At 68.7% G+C, this 16,040-nt stretch carries 16 protein-coding genes; 9 read left to right on the top strand and 7 right to left on the bottom strand.

Going from position 1 to position 16,040, the window contains the following annotated elements:
* Positions 1–2 precede the first annotated feature (2 nt).
* The gene (locus E1B00_RS08840; RefSeq protein ID WP_139447899.1) at positions 3–737 is read right to left on the bottom strand and encodes a hypothetical protein; all 735 of its coding nucleotides are present in this window, start codon (positions 735–737) and stop codon (positions 3–5) included.
* Between the two features lie 128 nt (positions 738–865).
* Between E1B00_RS08840 and E1B00_RS08835 the strand changes: the two genes are divergently transcribed.
* From E1B00_RS08835 to prpC, 5 genes are all read left to right on the top strand, one after another.
* Positions 866–2,065 carry an aminotransferase class I/II-fold pyridoxal phosphate-dependent enzyme gene (locus tag E1B00_RS08835; RefSeq protein ID WP_139447897.1) on the top strand — a complete coding sequence of 400 codons (1,200 nt, stop codon included), beginning with the start codon at positions 866–868 and terminating at the stop codon, positions 2,063–2,065.
* A 51-nt stretch (positions 2,066–2,116) separates the two neighbouring features.
* Entirely contained in the window at positions 2,117–3,100 is a 984-nt protein-coding gene (locus tag E1B00_RS08830; RefSeq protein ID WP_139447895.1) for a malate dehydrogenase, read from the top strand.
* A gap of 52 nt (positions 3,101–3,152) precedes the next feature.
* Positions 3,153–4,040, top strand: a complete 888-nt coding sequence (gene prpB / locus E1B00_RS08825; protein WP_139447892.1) for a methylisocitrate lyase — start codon at positions 3,153–3,155, stop codon at positions 4,038–4,040.
* Between the two features lies 1 nt (position 4,041).
* Complete coding sequence (locus E1B00_RS08820; RefSeq protein WP_139447890.1) at positions 4,042–4,650, top strand: hypothetical protein; 609 nt, start codon at positions 4,042–4,044, stop codon at positions 4,648–4,650.
* A gap of 64 nt (positions 4,651–4,714) precedes the next feature.
* Positions 4,715–5,866: a bifunctional 2-methylcitrate synthase/citrate synthase gene (gene prpC / locus E1B00_RS08815; RefSeq protein WP_139447888.1), complete on the top strand. Its 1,152-nt coding sequence runs from the start codon at positions 4,715–4,717 to the stop codon at positions 5,864–5,866.
* 70 nt (positions 5,867–5,936) lie between these two features.
* Here the strand turns inward: prpC and E1B00_RS08810 are convergent, their stop codons facing one another.
* The 3 genes from E1B00_RS08810 to E1B00_RS08800 all read right to left on the bottom strand — a co-directional run bounded on the left by E1B00_RS08810 (position 5,937) and on the right by E1B00_RS08800 (position 9,330).
* Positions 5,937–6,428, bottom strand: coding sequence for a cell wall hydrolase (locus tag E1B00_RS08810; protein ID WP_139447886.1), 492 nt, complete (start codon positions 6,426–6,428; stop codon positions 5,937–5,939).
* A 342-nt stretch (positions 6,429–6,770) separates the two neighbouring features.
* The gene (locus tag E1B00_RS08805) at positions 6,771–8,798 is read right to left on the bottom strand and encodes an NADPH-dependent 2,4-dienoyl-CoA reductase (RefSeq protein ID WP_139447884.1); all 2,028 of its coding nucleotides are present in this window, start codon (positions 8,796–8,798) and stop codon (positions 6,771–6,773) included.
* A 76-nt stretch (positions 8,799–8,874) separates the two neighbouring features.
* Positions 8,875–9,330: a winged helix-turn-helix transcriptional regulator gene (locus E1B00_RS08800; RefSeq protein WP_139447882.1), complete on the bottom strand. Its 456-nt coding sequence runs from the start codon at positions 9,328–9,330 to the stop codon at positions 8,875–8,877.
* Between the two features lie 90 nt (positions 9,331–9,420).
* Here E1B00_RS08800 and E1B00_RS08795 point away from each other — a divergent pair, with 90 nt between their 5' ends.
* The 4 genes from E1B00_RS08795 (at position 9,421) to E1B00_RS08780 (ending at position 13,662) form a co-directional block, all read left to right on the top strand.
* Complete coding sequence (locus tag E1B00_RS08795) at positions 9,421–10,227, top strand: alpha/beta hydrolase (RefSeq protein ID WP_139447880.1); 807 nt, start codon at positions 9,421–9,423, stop codon at positions 10,225–10,227.
* A 118-nt stretch (positions 10,228–10,345) separates the two neighbouring features.
* Complete coding sequence (locus E1B00_RS08790) at positions 10,346–11,794, top strand: bifunctional 2-methylcitrate dehydratase/aconitate hydratase (RefSeq protein ID WP_139447878.1); 1,449 nt, start codon at positions 10,346–10,348, stop codon at positions 11,792–11,794.
* 140 nt (positions 11,795–11,934) lie between these two features.
* Positions 11,935–13,011: an OmpA family protein gene (locus E1B00_RS08785; RefSeq protein ID WP_139447876.1), complete on the top strand. Its 1,077-nt coding sequence runs from the start codon at positions 11,935–11,937 to the stop codon at positions 13,009–13,011.
* A gap of 138 nt (positions 13,012–13,149) precedes the next feature.
* The gene (locus E1B00_RS08780; protein ID WP_139447874.1) at positions 13,150–13,662 is read left to right on the top strand and encodes a hypothetical protein; all 513 of its coding nucleotides are present in this window, start codon (positions 13,150–13,152) and stop codon (positions 13,660–13,662) included.
* Here the strand turns inward: E1B00_RS08780 and E1B00_RS08775 are convergent.
* Genes E1B00_RS08775 through E1B00_RS08765 form a run of 3 tightly spaced genes read right to left on the bottom strand, consistent with a single transcriptional unit; the run spans position 13,646 to position 16,039 of the window.
* Entirely contained in the window at positions 13,646–14,680 is a 1,035-nt protein-coding gene (locus E1B00_RS08775; protein ID WP_139447872.1) for an SAM-dependent methyltransferase, read from the bottom strand. The two genes, E1B00_RS08780 and E1B00_RS08775, sit on opposite strands and share 17 nt — an antisense overlap.
* Positions 14,681–14,696: 16 nt before the next feature.
* A complete protein-coding gene (locus E1B00_RS08770; RefSeq protein WP_139447870.1) occupies positions 14,697–15,479 on the bottom strand; it encodes a DUF1295 domain-containing protein in 783 nt (260 codons plus the stop codon).
* A complete protein-coding gene (locus E1B00_RS08765; protein ID WP_220396263.1) occupies positions 15,476–16,039 on the bottom strand; it encodes a DUF2878 domain-containing protein in 564 nt (187 codons plus the stop codon). The genes E1B00_RS08770 and E1B00_RS08765 overlap by 4 nt, the downstream gene beginning before the upstream one ends.
* Position 16,040 lies beyond the last annotated feature (1 nt).

The following is a 16,040-nucleotide window of genomic DNA, read 5'->3' as shown; positions in this document are numbered from 1 at the left end:
GTTCACAGCGGCAGGCCCATCAGCATCTGCTGGACCGTGGCGTCGGCGCCCTCGGCGTTGCGCAGGTCGCCGCTCTGGTTGGAGATCAGGTTGAACCAGACCACCTGCCCGGTGCGCAGATCCACCAGCGTCGCCACGCCCAGTTGCTGGCCGCCGCCGACATCGACCAGCCCGCCCATGGCGAGTCCCGCCAGCAGGCCGAACACGCGCATCGCCTTGCGGCCGTCGCTGGCGTAGCTGTCGCGAATGTAGGTGAACAGCGCGTAGTCGGCGCCGGTAGCCGCACGCAGCTCTTCGACGCCGGGGCCCAGCGTCCAGTCCAGTCGGCGGCCCTTGGTCGCCAGGTGGCTGCCGGAGCGGGTGTAGACCGCGATGCTGGTGGCGACGGCCTCGTTGAGCCGGACCACCTGGCCCAGCCGGGAGCGCGGCGGCAGGTCGTCGCGGATGTCAAAATCCGGCTTGCGGGCGGTGCCGCCCGCTTCCAGGAAGGCCGCGACGGCGACGGGGTAGAGCCGGCGTGCGGTTTCCGACCACTCCCGGCGCGGCTCCTGCATGCCGCCGGCGGTGACCAGGCTCAGCTCGATGTCGGGTTCGACCACGACCACGCTGCCCTCAATGCGCAGCGGTCGCCCGGACTCGTCGGTGGCGACGCGGTTCTGGTTGTAGGCCAGCGCCTGGACCGGCAGCAGCACGGCCAACAGGCAGGCGAGGGCGAGGCAGCGGGTCCGTCGGGCCATGGTTTCCTCCGCCGCCAGAATGCCCGAATGCGGGCGCCAGGCAAGCCCGGGACGGGGCGGTGGCCGGGGGCGGCGTGGTATCCTTGCGCGGTTTTTCCGCCCCGCCACCATCCCCCGCGAGGATCGCAATGCCCCAGCTCGCCAAGCGCATGGGCCGTGCCAAGCCCAGCGCCATCATGGCCGTCGCCGAGAAGGCCAAGAAGCTCAAGGCCGAAGGCCGCGACATCGTCAGCTTCTCCATCGGCGTCCCGAATTTCCTGCCCGGCGAGCACGTCTACGCCGCCGCACGCGACGCACTGGCCAAGGACAGCGGCCAGTACGGCAGCAACCGCGGCGCCGATGCGCTGCTGGACGCCTTCCTCACGCACATCGAGGCGCTGGGCCTGACCGGCTACTCGCGTTTGAACTGCGCGACCGGCATCGGCGCCAAGCACATCCTCTACAACCTCGCCGAGGCCCTGCTGGACGAAGGCGACACCATCGCCTACGCCGTCCCGTACTGGACCACCTACGCCGACATCGCCGAGGTGCTGAACGCGAAGATCCTCGAGCTGCCGTGCCCGGCCAGCCAGGACTACAAGCTCACGCCCGCGCAGCTGGACGCCGCGCTGGCGACCAAGCCCAAGGTGTTCCTGTTCAACAACCCGAACAACCCGACCGGCATGGTCTACACGCGCGACGAGATAAAGGCCCTGGCCGACGTCGTGGCGAAACATCCCGACACCTGGGTGATCACCGACGACATCTACAACTCGATGGTGTTCGACGGCATCGGTTACCACAACTTCGTGCAGTTCCGCCCGGAGCTGCGCGAGCGCGTGATCTTCGTCGACTCGCTGTCCAAGACCTACGGCATGCCCGGCTGGCGCGTCGGCTTCATGGCCGGCCCGGAGTCGGTGGCCAAGGCGCTGACCGTGCTCAACTCCTCGCACATCACCAACCTGCCGGAAGTGGTCACCGCCGCCGCCGTCGCCGCGCTCACCGGCCCGCAGGACGTGCCGACCGGCAAGTGCGCCGAGTTCCAGGCCAAGCGCGACATGGTCGTGGCGACGATGAATGCGATCCCCGGCGTGGTCTGCCCGAAGCCGCAGGGCGCGTTCTACGTGTTCCCGGACATCAGCTGCGCCTTCGGCAAGTCGCACAAGGGCGCGAAGATCGCCAACGACGTCGACTTCTGCAGCGTGCTGCTGGAAGCCAAGGGCGTCGCCTGCGTGCCCGGCTCCGCCTTCGGCGAGCCGCGCGCGCTGCGCATCAGCTACACCTGCCCGACCGCGCAGCTGCCGATCGGCCTGCAGCGGATCCAGGAATTTTTCGCCGAACTTTCGTAATCCATCCGCGGCGCCCATGACGGGCGCCGCGCCCGTTTCAGGAGACTCCCCATGAAGACCCCCGTCCGTGTTGCCGTCACCGGCGCCGCCGGCCAGATCGGCTATTCGCTGCTGTTCCGCATCGCCTCCGGCGAGATGCTGGGCAAGGACCAGCCCGTCATCCTGCAGATGCTCGAACTGCCGATGGAGAAGGCCCAGGCCGCGCTCAAGGGCGTGATGATGGAGCTCGAGGACTGCGCGTTCCCGCTGCTGGCCGGCATGGTCGGCACCGACGACCCGATGGTCGCGTTCAAGGATGCCGACGTCGCCCTGCTGGTTGGCGCGATGCCGCGCGGCCCGGGCATGGAGCGCAAGGACCTGCTGCTCAAGAACGCCGAGATCTTCACCGTGCAGGGCAAGGCGCTCAACGCCGTCGCCTCGCGCAACGTCAAGGTGCTCGTGGTCGGCAACCCGGCCAACACCAATGCCTACATCGCCATGAAGTCGGCGCCGGACCTGAACCCGAACAACTTCACTGCGATGCTGCGCCTGGACCACAACCGCGCGCTGTCGCAGCTGGCCATCAAGGCCGGCGTGGCCGTGGCCGACATCGAGAAGCTGGTCGTCTGGGGCAACCACAGCCCGACCATGTACCCCGACTACCGCTTTGCCACCGCCAAGGGCGCGGCGCTGAAGGACACGATCGGCGACGAGGCCTGGAACCGCGAGACCTTCATCCCGAAAGTCGGCAAGCGCGGCGCCGCGATCATCGAGGCGCGCGGCCTGAGCTCGGCCGCCTCGGCCGCCAATGCCGCCATCGACCACATCCACGACTGGGTGCTGGGCACCAACGGCAAGTGGGCGACGATGGGCATCCCGTCGGACGGCAGCTACGGCATCCCGAAGGACGTGATGTACGGCTTCCCGGTCGTCTGCAAGGACGGCAAGTACGAGATCGTCCAGGGCCTGCCGATCGACGACTACTCGCGCACCATGATGGACAAGACCCTGGCCGAGCTCGAGGAAGAGCGCGCCGGCGTCGCGCACCTGCTCTGACGAAACAAGCGAAAGCGGCCCCCAGGCCGCTTTCGCGTTTGAAGGAATCGAAATGACCCAGAACAACTCCGCCGGCGCGCGTTTCCGCGCCGCCGTCAAGGAAGAATCCCCGCTGCAGGTGATGGGCGCCATCACCGCCTACGCCGGCCTGATGGCCAAGCGCACGGGCTACAAGGCGCTTTACCTGTCCGGGGGCGGCGTCGCCGCCAATTCCCTGGGCGTGCCGGACCTGGGGATCAGCACGATGGAAGACGTGCTCACCGACGCGCGCCGCATCGTCGACGCAACCGGCATGCCGCTGCTGGTGGACATCGACACCGGCTGGGGCGGCGCCTTCAACATCGGCCGCACCATCAAGTCCTTCATCAACGTCGGCGTCGCCGCCGTGCACATGGAAGACCAGGTCGGCCAGAAGCGCTGCGGCCATCGCCCGGGCAAGGAGGTCGTGTCGAAGCAGGAAATGGTCGACCGCGTGAAGTCGGCCGTGGACGCGCGCACCGACGCCGGATTCGTGATCATGGCGCGCACCGACGCCGCCGCGGTCGAGGGCATCGACTCGGCGATCGAACGCGCCGTCGCCTACGTCGAGGCCGGCGCCGACATGATCTTCCCCGAGGCCATGAACACGCTCGACGATTACCGCAAGTTCAAGGCGGCGGTGAAGGTGCCGATCCTGGCCAACCTGACCGAGTTCGGCTCGACCCCGTTCTTCACCACCGACGAACTGCGCGACGCCGGCGTGGACATCGCCCTGTACTGCTGCGGCGCCTACCGTGCCATGAACAAGGCCGCGCTGAACTTCTACGAGACCGTGCGCCGCGAAGGCACGCAGAAGAACATCGTCGGTACGCTGCAGACGCGCGCCGAGCTCTACGATTTCCTGGGCTACCACGCCTACGAGGACAAGCTCGACCAGCTGTTCTCGGAAGGAAAGCGCTGAGATGCCGGCGCCGGTCGGCCCCGATGCACCGGGTCCGGCGCCCGCACGCCGGGACTGGAACGCCGCCGCCGCGGTCATCGCGGCGCTGATCGGCCTGCTGGCGCTGGTGGTGTCGGGGTACACCGCGATGCTGCAGCGGCAGCAGGTCCGCGCCGAGGTCTGGCCCTACCTGCAGTCGGGCATCTCGCCCAGCCAGCGTACCGTGTCGCTGGAGAACAAGGGCGTGGGCCCGGCGATGGTCCGCGGCATCGAGATCTATGTCGACGGCCGTCCCCAGCGCAACTGGCCCGAAGTGTTCACGGCGCTCGGCCTGGCCGACCTGGCGAGCACGCCGTACTCGACCGTCAACGGCGTTGTGCTGGCCGCGGGCGACAGGGTGCAGCAGCTGTCGTTCAAGGACACCGACGCCTTCGTACGCTTCTACGCCCAGTACCCGCGCATCCAGATGAACCTGTGCTACTGCTCGGCGCTGCAGGAATGCTGGCAGTACGACGAGCGACAGGCCGAGCGTGGCCGGGACCGCGAGCCGGTCGACCGCTGCCCGGCGCCCGGGCCGAACGAGTTCGTCGACAACCGTCTGGCCCTGGACGTCGAGGCCGCGGTCCGCTGATCGCCACCCTGGCCGGCGCCAGCCGGTAGAATGCCGTCCTCACATTTTTCCGTCGGAGCCGTCCATGACCGAATCCACCAGCCAGCTGCCGAAGCCGAAGAAGTCCGTCGCGCTCAGCGGCACCGCCGCCGGCAACACTGCCCTGTGCACCGTCGGCCGCAGCGGCAACGACCTGCACTACCGCGGCTACGACATCCACGACCTGGCCACCCAGGCCGGTTTCGAGGAAGTCGCGCACCTGCTGGTGCACGGTGCGTTGCCCACCGCCAGCCAGCTGGCGGCCTACAAGGCCAAGCTCAAGCGCCTGCGTGGTCTGCCGGCGATTGTCACCGACGCGTTGGAACTGGTGCCGGCGAACGCGCACCCGATGGACGTGCTGCGCACCGGCTGCTCGATGCTGGGCGTCGTGCTGCCGGAGCGCGACGGCCATCCGGTGAACGAAGCCCGCGACATCGCCGACAAGCTGATGGCCAGCTTCGGTTCGATGCTGCTGTACTGGTGGCACTTCACCCGCAACGGCCGCCGCATCGACGTCGAGACCGACGACGACACCATCGCCGGCCACTTCCTGCACCTGCTGCACGGCGAGGCGCCGAGCAAGTCGCACGAGCGCGCGCTCGACCAGTCACTGGTGCTGTACGCCGAGCACGAATTCAACGCCTCGACCTTCACCGCGCGCGTCATCGCCGGCACCGGCTCCGACCTGTTCAGCTGCATCACCGGCGCCATCGGTGCGCTGCGCGGCCCGAAGCATGGCGGCGCCAACGAAGTGGCGATGGAAATCATCGCACGTTACGGCAGCGCCGACGAAGCGGAGGCCGACATCCGCGCCCGCGTCGAGCGCAAGGAGATCGTGATCGGCTTCGGCCACCCGGTGTACACCATCGGCGACCCGCGCAATCCGATCATCAAGGAAATCAGCCGCAAGCTCTGCAAGGAAGGCGGCAACCAGACGCTGTTCGACGTCAGCGAGCGCATCGAGGCGCTGATGATGGACCTCAAGAAGATGTTCCCGAACCTCGACTGGTACAGCGCCTCGGCCTACCACATGATGGGCGTGCCGACGGCGATGTTCACGCCGCTGTTCGTGATCGCCCGCACCAGCGGCTGGTCCGCGCACGTGATCGAGCAGCGCATCGACGGCAAGATCATCCGCCCGAGCGCGAACTACACCGGTCCGGAAGACCGCGCCTTCGTGCCGCTGGCCAAGCGCTGAGTTTTCCAGGCTCCAGAACGACGAAGGCCGCGCAGCGATGCGCGGCCTTCGTCTTTCCGGGCGCCGGCGGTCAGGGCGCGAGGTGGTGGCTGGCGACGCTGGCCGGGGCGGCCGGCGGCGTCAGGCGCTGGACCCGGAAGAAGGTGTGGTCGCCGATCGTGGCCACCCGCGGCGCGGTCGCCCAGGCCGGGTTGGCCAGGTCCAGGGCGGCGAAGTGGCTGGCCCCCGGCACGACCTCGCGGCGCTCGCCGGCCGGCAGCTGCCAGTCCTGCTGGGCCTGGAAGGCGACCTGCACGGCCCGCTCCCAGGCCTGCAGGTTCTTCATGCGCAGGCCGGGGTGCACGATGGTCGGGGCGAACTGCTTGCGGGCGGTGACGACCTCGCAGACCGATTCCCCCCACTGGCCGCTGTCTCGGCGGCGCAGGGCCACCTCGGCCACGGCGCGCTGGCCCAGCTCGGACTGGTCGCGGGCTTCCAGGTAGACGGTGGTCGCCAGGCAGAGCGGGTCGGCGGCGGGCTGCGGCAGGATCTGGGCGAGCCAGAGGATGAAGGACAACTTCATGGCGGAACTCCTTGCTCCGTTGCGCCGCAATCTCCCGCCCGCATTCCTGCGGGGCCCGAATGGTTCAAACGGGGAGGGGGAGGGCCTGCGGCCTGGCGTTTTGGGGATGGACGAGCGGGGCTCGCATTCCGGGCGGCGGCGATAAGGGTGGGCGCCGCCCGGAAACCCCGCTAAGCCATGCGTGCGGGGCCGTGTTGGTCTGGCGGGGCCTTGCCCGAACGCCAGTTCAGCCGCGCATGGTACGGGCCGGGGCCGAACCTAGGCTGAACAAAAAATGCCAAGTATTTGATTCTTATTGGAGTATTTGCTCGGCGTAGCGACGAGGTGGGGAATTTCCGCCGGTTACAGCGCGGCGGCGAGGCGACTGCCCTGGTCGATCGCGCGTTTGGCGTCGAGTTCGGCCGCCACGTCGGCGCCTCCGATCAGGTGCGGCTTGCGGCCCGCTGCCTGCAGCGGTTCGACCAGGGCGCGCAGCGGTTCCTGGCCGGCGCAGACCACGATGTGGTCGACCGGCAGCAGCTTCTCGACGCCGTCCACGCGGATCTTCAGGCCCTCGTCGCTGGCGCCCAGGTATTCGACGCCGCCCAGGGCCTGCACGCCCTTGGCCTTGAGCGCCGAGCGGTGGATCCAGCCCGTGGTCTTTCCGAGGCGCGCGCCGGGCTTGCCGGGGCTGCGCTGGAGCAGCCACACCTCGCGGGCGGGCGCTTCGGGACGGGGCTTGGCCAGGCCGCCGGGGCCTTCGAAATCGGCCGCCACGCCCCATTCCGCGAGCCAACGGGCGGTATCGAGGCTGGGGGAGTGCCCTTCGTGGACCAGGTACTCGGCCACGTCGAAGCCGATGCCGCCGGCGCCGACGATGGCGACCCTGGCGCCCACCGACACCCGGCCGGTCAGTACATCCAGATAGCTCACCACCTTGGGGTGGTCGGCGCCCGGGAAGGCCACCCGCCGCGGCTGGATGCCGGTGGCCAGCACGATCTCGTCGTAACCGGCGGCCAGCAGCTGTCCCGCGTCCACCCGGCTGCCGAGGCGCTGTTCGACGCCGCTCAGCTGCAGGCGCTTGCCGAAGTAGCGCAGGGTCTCGTGGAATTCTTCCTTGCCGGGGATCTTCTTGGCCAGGTTGAACTGGCCGCCGATCTCCGATGCGGCATCAATCAAGGTCACGTAGTGGCCGCGTTCGGCCGCCACGGTGGCGCAGGCCAGCCCGGCCGGCCCGGCGCCGACCACGGCGATGCGCTTGGGCACGCTGGTCGGCGTGTAATTGAGCTCGGTTTCGGCGCACGCACGCGGGTTGACCAGGCAGCTGGCCTTCTTGTTGACGAACACATGGTCCAGGCAGGCCTGGTTGCAGGCGATGCAGGTGTTGATCTCGTCGCGGCGGCCGGCGCGTGCCTTGGCCACCCACTGCGGGTCGGCCAGCAGCGGCCGCGCCATCGAGACCATGTCGGCCTGGCCTCGGGCCAGGATGTCTTCGGCGACCTCGGGCATGTTGATGCGGTTGGTCGCCACCAGCGGCAGCTTCACGTGCGGCTTGAGCTTGGCGGTGACGCCGGCGAAGGCTGCGCGCGGCACCGAGGTGGCGATGGTCGGCACCCGGGCCTCGTGCCAGCCGATACCGGTATTGATGATGGTGGCGCCGGCAGCCTCGATCGCCTTGGCCTGCTGCACGATCTCGTTCCAGTCCGAACCGCCCTCGACCAGCTCGAGCATGGACAGGCGGTAGATGAGGATGAAATCGGGCCCGACGGCCTCGCGGATGCGGCGGACGATCTCCACCGCGAAGCGCATGCGCTTCTCCGGCGTGCCGCCCCAGGCGTCGTCGCGCCGGTTGGTGCGCGCCGACAGGAACTGGTTGATCAGGTAACCCTCCGAGCCCATCACCTCGACGCCGTCATAGCCGGCATCGCGGGCGAGCTTGGCGGTGGTGACGAAGGCGCTGATCTGCCGCTCCACGCCCCAGGCCGTCAGGGCTCGCGGCGTCAGGGGGCTGATCGGCGCCTTCATCTTCGAGGCCGACACCAGCAGCGGATGCGCGGCGTAGCGGCCCGCGTGCAGGATCTGCATAGCGATCTTGCCGCCGGCCGCATGCACGGCGCCGGTGACGATGCGGTGCTTGTGGATTTCCCAGGGCCAGCTGAGCTTGCCGGCGAAGGGCTTGAGCCAGCCGACCAGGTTGGGCGCGATGCCGCCGGTGACCATCAGGCCGACGCCGCCCTCGGCGCGCTCGCGGAAGTAGGCGGCGAGCTTCGGGAAGTCGCGCGCATGGTCCTCGAGCCCGGTGTGCATCGAGCCCATCAGCACGCGGTTGGGCAGGGTGCAGAAGCCGAGGTCCAGCGGTTTGAGCAGGTGCGGGTAGGGCGTGTCGGTCATGGCGTGCGGCGACGGGCAGTGAAGCTCCGCACCTTGCCCGGATCGGCAGGTGCGGACAAGGGACGGGAAGGCCGGCTCACGCGGCCGCGTCGCCGCGGTCCACGCGCATTTCGAGGTCGCGCAGCGTCAGGCGCTCGCCGGCGGTGTCGTGCAGGCCCAGGGTGTCCACCGCCGCACCGGTATGGCGGTTGACGAAACGCACCGGGGCCTTGCCGCCGTAGATCCAGCGGTCGCCCCACTGCGCCAGGGCGATCAGGACGGGGGCTAGGTCCTTGCCGCTCTCGGTCAGCCGGTATTCGATCTCGCGGGCATCGTCCTTGGAGGGGCGGCGTTCGAGCACGCCGGCTTCGACCAGGTGCTTGAGGCGTGCGCTCAGCACGTTCTTGGCGATGCCCAGCTGCCGCTCGAAGTCGCCGAACCGGCGGGTACCCCGGAAGCACTCGCGCAGGATCAGCAGGCTCCACCATTCACCCACCCGCTCCAGGGCCTGGGCCATGGGGCAGGGCATGTCGGCATAGGAGGTTCTTTTCATGGCCCGGAGTCTGCCGACACCAGTTGCATAAAGCAACCTACCGTGACAGCATGGCGTCGGTTTCATCAAGAAACCAATAGGAGTGACCCCATGAATACGTCCTTCCTGCGTGCGCTTGGTCGCCTGGTCGGCGGCCCCTTCCCTGGTCTCGCCGCCGGCATCGCCCGGCACCTCGCCATCACGCCCCTGCACCGCAGTCGCCGCCCGGATCCCGAGGGCGCGGAACCGGTGACTTTCCGCTTCGGCCTGGCGGGCCTGCGCTGGGGCAATGACGGCCCCCGGGTACTGGCCCTGCATGGATGGGAGGGGCGGGCGGCCCAGTTCCGCGGACTCGGCGAGCGCCTGGCGGCCCGCGGCTATCAGTTGATTGCCCTGGACGCGCCGGCGCACGGACGTTCGCCCGGCTTGCAGGCCGATCCGGTCGTCTTCGCCGATGCCCTGCAGGAAGTCGCCGCGGAACTGGGGCCGCTGCACGCCGTGGTGGGGCACTCGATGGGCGGCGCCTCGGCGCTCTACGCGCTGAGCCGCGGCCTGGACTCGGCCCGCAGCGTCGCCATCTCCGCGCCCGCCGGTCTGGCCGGCGTGCTGACCCGGATGAGCCGCGCGCTCGGGCTGCCCGAAGAGGCCCGTCGCCGATTCTTCGCCAAGATGGAGGCGCGCACCGGCCTGGCCCCCGAGGCGCTGGACATCGACCGGCTGGCCCAGCGCCTGCACCGGCCGCTGCTGGTGGTGCACGACCACGACGACGCCGTGATCCCGTTCGCGGACGCGATCCGCATCGCCCAGGCGACCCGGGCCGAGCTGCACGAGACCCGCGGACTGGGTCATCGCGACGTGCTGCGCGACGGGCAGGTGCTCGACCGCATCGTTGGATTCCTGGAGGCGCGCGCCGCCTGAGGCGCCGGGCGGCCGCAGCCGCGTGGAGTGTGCGTTTACCTGTCCGGTGCCCGGCGCTTGCCGCCATGTTCTGGCACCATGAACGCCACCTCGACACGCACGCACGGACCGCCCGCCCATGAGCCAGCACGATCTCCGTTCCGCCAAGCGCCCCGAGCCCGACCAGGCGATGGTCGACATCGCCAACTACATCACCGACTACTACATCGGTTCGTCCGAGGCATACACCACGGCGCGCTACATGCTGCTGGACTCGCTGGCCTGTTCGATGCTGGCCATGCGGCATCCGGAATGCGTCAAGCACCTCGGGCCGTTGGTTCCCGGCGCCTCCATGGCCGGTGGCGCCCGGGTTCCCGGCACGTCCTACGAACTGGATCCGACCCAGGCGGCCTACAACATCGGCGTGCAGGTGCGCTGGCTGGACTTCAACGACACCTGGCTGGCCGCGGAATGGGGCCATCCTTCCGACAACCTGGGCGCGATCCTGGCGGTGGGTGACTACCTGAGTCGCAAGGCCGAACGCGAGCACGGCAAAATGATCACCGTGCGCGACGTGCTCACCTGGGCGATCAAGGCCCACGAGATCCAGGGCGCCTACGCGCTGAAGAACAGCTTCAATCGCGTCGGTCTCGACCACGTGATCCTGGTCCGGCTGGCCTCGAGCGCCGTGGCCACGCACATGCTCGGCGGCGGCAAGGAAGAAATCATCAATGCCGTGAGCCACAGCTGGCTCGACGGCGGCGCCCTGCGCGCCTACCGGCATGCGCCCAACGCCGGTCCGCGCAAGAGCTGGGCCGCCGGCGACGCCTGCCGCCGCGCGGTCACCCATGCGCTCAATGCGGTCAAGGGCGTGGTCGGGTACCCGAGCGCGCTGACCGCCAAGACCTGGGGCTTCTACGACGTGCTGTTCAAGGGCAAGGAGTTCGAATTCGAGCGCCCCTTCGGCAGCTACGTGATGGAAAACATCCTCTTCAAGATCAGCTACCCGGCCGAGTTCCACGCCCAGACGGCGGTCGAATGCGCGATGCAGCTGCATGCGAAGGTCGCCGGCCGGCTCGACCAGGTCGACCGGATACTGATCGAGACCCAGGAGGCGGGCCTGCGCATCATCGACAAGACCGGCCCGCTGGCCAACTACGCCGACCGCGACCACTGCCTGCAGTACATGGTCGCCGTACCTTTGGTCTTCGGCCGCCTGACCGCCGACGACTATGCCGACGCGGTCGCGGCCGACCCGCGCATCGACGCTCTCCGGGCCCGGATGGAGGTCAAGGAGAACCCGCAGTTCACCAAGGACTACTTCGACCCGGAAAAGCGCTACATCGGCAATTCGGTCGAAGTCTTCTTCAAGGACGGCAGCTCCACCGGCAAGGTTTCCGTCGACTACCCGATCGGCCACCGCGAGCGCCGCGGTGAGGGCATTCCGGTCCTGCTGCAGAAGTTCGAGGCGGCGGTCGGAGGGCAGCTTCCGGCCCGCCGGGTCGAACAGATCCTGAACCTGACCGGCGACACCTCGAGGTTCGAGGCTACCCCGATCCACCGTTTTATCGATTTGTTCACACTGTGACGGGCAAGCTTGCCAACGCAGGACAAACTTGTTAGATTCCCGTTAACCGGTATAGCTGCTGATCTTGTTTCATGCGCGCGTGGCCGGCGTCTCGGCTCCGCATTACTGTGTGAAGTTCCCCCGTGAAATTGGAGCAAATCATGAAGAAGAACCTCCTGTGCTGCGCCCTGTTCGGCGCGATGGCCCTGGCGCAGTCCGCCTCGGCGCAAGATTTCGATGACCGCTGGTACGTCAGCGGCGGCCTGGGCCAGAATTTCCAGGACAGTGATCGTGGCACCCGCAACGATCTGTTCGGTACCCTCGGCCTCGGCAAGTTCATTTCCCCGAACTGGTCCATTGACGGCGAGCTGAACTACCAGAACCCGCAGTTCCCGGGCAACGACCTGCTGTTCAGCCAGTACGGCGCCTCGGTGGACGCGCGTTACCACTTCCTGCGCGAAGGCCGTAACTGGTGGCCGTACGTGCGCATGGGCTTGGGCGTTCAGAAGGCCGAGGAAGAGTTCAACAACTTCCCGAACCCGAACTCGCCGGGCCAGCGCGAAGACACCATGCTCGCCGCCAACCTTGGCGTCGGCCTGCAGGGTGACTACGACCGCGTGTCCGTGCGTGGCGAAATCGGCACCCGCGTCGCGTTCGACGACTCCAGCGTCGTGAGCCCGGATTCCGACCGCTTCACCGACCTGCTCGCCTCGTTCACCCTGCTCGTGAAGCTGGGTGACCTGGCCGCCCCGGTCGAGCCGGCGAAGGAAGAGCCGGTCGCCCAGCAGACCTGCGCCGACCTCGACGACGACGGCGACGGCGTCAACAACTGCGACGACAAGTGCCCGGGTTCCGCCGCTGGCCAGGCCATCGGTCCGGACGGCTGCCCGGTGCCGCTGACCATCGACCTGAAGGGCGTGAACTTCGACTTCGACAAGGACACCCTGCGTCCGGACGCCGAGGCCATCCTGGCCGAGGCCGTGTCGATCCTGCAGAAGTACCCGCAGCTGAAGGTTGAGGTTGCCGGTCACACCGACTCCGTCGGTACCGACCAGTACAACCAGGGCCTGTCCGAGCGTCGTGCCGCCACGGTGTACAACTACCTGACCAGCAACGGCATCACTGCCGATCGTCTGGTCGGCCCGAACGGTTTCGGCGAGAGCCGTCCGATCGACACCAACGACACCGCCGAAGGCCGTGCGCGCAACCGCCGCACCGAGCTGAACGTGCAGAACTGATCCTTCAGTTCCACGGCAATACGGAAGCCCGGCCTAGTGCCGGGCTTCTTTTTTTGTGACGGAGTTCTCGAATTTCCGTTTGCCACGTCGGGCCGGGCGCGCCTAAGCTTCCGGCACCCCCCAACCCCCCGGTGCAAGATGATCCGCAGCGCGCTCCTGACGTTCCTGGCCCTCCCCGCCGCATTTTCCGCCAGCCCGGTGCTGGCCGCTTCGCCGGCCTGCAGCACTGCTGCGACCGCGCCGCTGCCGGCCTCGGTGCCCGCTCCGGAGATGAAGCACAGCGCGCCGGTGCCGGCGAGCTGCATCAATGTCCAGGCTTTCGTCGAACGCGCGCGTCGCCCGGCCGCCGCTCCGGCGGCGGCGACCGCCCCGGCGACCCGTCCGGCGACGTCCGCCCCGGCTTCGGGATCCCAGGGCGCCTACGTGCCCAAGACCCAGCACGACAACACCCCGTGGCGCTTCGACATGAACCAGAACGGCCGCCGCATGACCGCCGAGGAGTTCGACGCTTGGATGAAGGCCAAGGGCATCCGCGTGGCCACCGGCAAGCCGGGTGCCTCGGCTCCTGCCGCGGCTCCTGCCGCGGCTCCAGCCGCCGTGCCTGCCGCTGCCAAGATCGAGTGCAAGCCCTCGGCTAGCGTGCGTTGCTGAACCGGTAGTGGGCGACGAGCCACTCGTCGCCACCTGAATAGCCGAACAGCTCGGCGCAGGCCATCCAGAACATGCGCCAGCGCTGGAACCAGCGCGCCGCTTCGGCGGCGCCGTAGGCCTCGGTGAGAACGGCCATCACTTCCTCGCGGTGGTGGTCCTGGTTCTGCAGCCAGTGGTCCGCGGTGCGCTGGTAGTGCGTGCCGGGCACCAGCCAGCGCTGCTCCAGCGCCAGGTCGTCCTGGAAATGCAGCAGCGTGTCGGCCGCGGGCATCAGGCCGCCGGTGAAGAAGTAGCGCCCCATCCAGTTGTCGTCGCCTTCGGTTTCGAAGGGGTACATCAGGTAACGGTGCACGAAGATGTGCACGAACAGTTTGCCCTCGGGCTTGAGCCAGCGCGATACGCGGCCCAGCAGGTGCCGGTAGTTGCGCATGTGCTCGAACATCTCGATCGACACCGCCCGGTCGAACTCGCCCTCGGGCAGCTCCAGCTGGTTAACGTCGCAGGTGATGATCTCGACATTGCCCAGGCCGCGGCGCGCCGCCTGCGCCAGGATGTGCTCGCGCTGCGTTCGCGAATTCGACACGCCGGTGATGCGGGCCTGCGGGAAGCGCTCGGCCATCCATAGCGTGAGCGAGCCCCAGCCGCAGCCCAGTTCGAGGATGCGCTGGCCGTCGGCCAGGCCGGCGCGTTCGCCGTACAGCGCCAGCATCGCCTCTTCCGCCTCGTCCAGCGTCTCGTTGCCGGTGGGGTAGTAGGCGCTGGAGTACTTGAGCCGGCGGCCCAGGCAAAGTTCGAAGAAGCGTGTCGGCAGTTCGTAGTGCTGTTCGTTCGCCGCGTCGGTTTCGATCGCGATCGGGCTGCGGCGCAGCTCGTCGAGCAGGTCGCGGAAACGCTGGTCGGCCGCGGCAACGTCGCACGCGCCTTCCTGTTCCAGTCGCTGGGCGCACAGGCGCCGGATGCCGTAGCGGGTCAATACGTCGGGCACCAGGCCGCGCTCGCACAGGTCGATCAGGGACATTCAGGACTCCGGGATTTCAGGGGTTCCGGCGCGGCGGCCAGGGAAAGAACGCACTCACTTCCTGCTGGTAACGGCGGTAGTCGTCACCGCGCGACCGCAGCGACTGCGCCTCGGTCCAGGGGATGCCGCTGACGCGGTAGAGGAAGGCAAACATCACCACCGGCCCGACCAGACTGGCCCACACCATGCCGCCGCCTGCCGCCACCAGCACGTAGCTGAACCAGTGCAGCCATTCGAAGAAATAGTTCGGATGCCGCGACCAGGCCCAGAGGCCGACGCGGCAAGTGCGGCCACGGTTGCCGGGATCCGCGCGGAACGCGGCCAACTGCCGGTCGGCCAGCGCTTCGCCGCCGATCGACAGCAGCCAAACCAGCACCGCCGCCAGCATCCAGGCCCCGAAACCGTCCTCGGAGTTCGACGCCGCCGCCACGAACGGGATCGAAAACAGCGCCACCACGACAGCCTGAACCTGGAAAAAAACGAAGAACCGCACCGGGCTGCCCGACCATTCGGCGCGCAACGCCTGGTAGCGCCCGTCCTCATCCTCGTTGAGCACGCGGTGCAGCAGGTGCAGGCAGAGCCTCGCGCCCCACACGCTGCCGAACATCGCGACCAGTCCGCGCGCCAGAGGCGAGCCGTCGGCCGTCAGGCCGATGAACAACGCCGCCGCCGCCATCAGGCCAGCCCAACCGACGTCGACGTAACCGATGTTGCGCACCCGCATCGAGAAGGCCCACAGCGCCGCCATCGCTACGGCCGAGCCCAGCCACACCCAGGCCACCGACAGCCAGGGGCTCATGTCGCCGCCTTGCGCACGGCCAGCGCCGGGCGTGTATCGGCCCTGCCGCGCCCGCCGAGTGCAAACAGCAGGGGCAGCACCGCCGCCCAGCCGATCGCCAGCGCGGCGAGCGCCCAGGCGGCCGGCACGCCGAACGCCACGGCACTGAACGCTTCCGCCGCGCTCCAGTAGGCCAGCGGACCGCCGAGCAGTCCGAACAGCGCCGCGGCCGCCGGGCGGCCACGCAGGAAGGCCATCGAATGATTGAGCGTCAACGCAAATCCCGCCCACAGCGATGCGATCCAGACCGGCGCCAGCGCCGGCCATGGCCCGGGTTCGGCATACACCAGCCAGCCGGACGCGGCGAAGCCGCTATCCATCGCCAGGCCCACGGGCAGGGCGATGGCCAGCATGCGCAGGTCGTCCCGGCGGCGCCCGCCGATGGCGAGCATGGCCGCCACGAACACGGCCGCCGCGGCCGGCCCGGCCCAGGCCAGGCCCGCGCCCGCGCCGCCGATGCTGGCCAGCCAGACCAGCTGGAAGCCGATCACGTTGCCGGCGGTGAGCAGCAGACGGCTCACT

The organism is Arenimonas terrae, from assembly GCF_006265115.1.
Classification (GTDB): domain Bacteria; phylum Pseudomonadota; class Gammaproteobacteria; order Xanthomonadales; family Xanthomonadaceae; genus Arenimonas; species Arenimonas terrae.
This window is presented reverse-complemented; position numbering and strand designations above follow the sequence as displayed.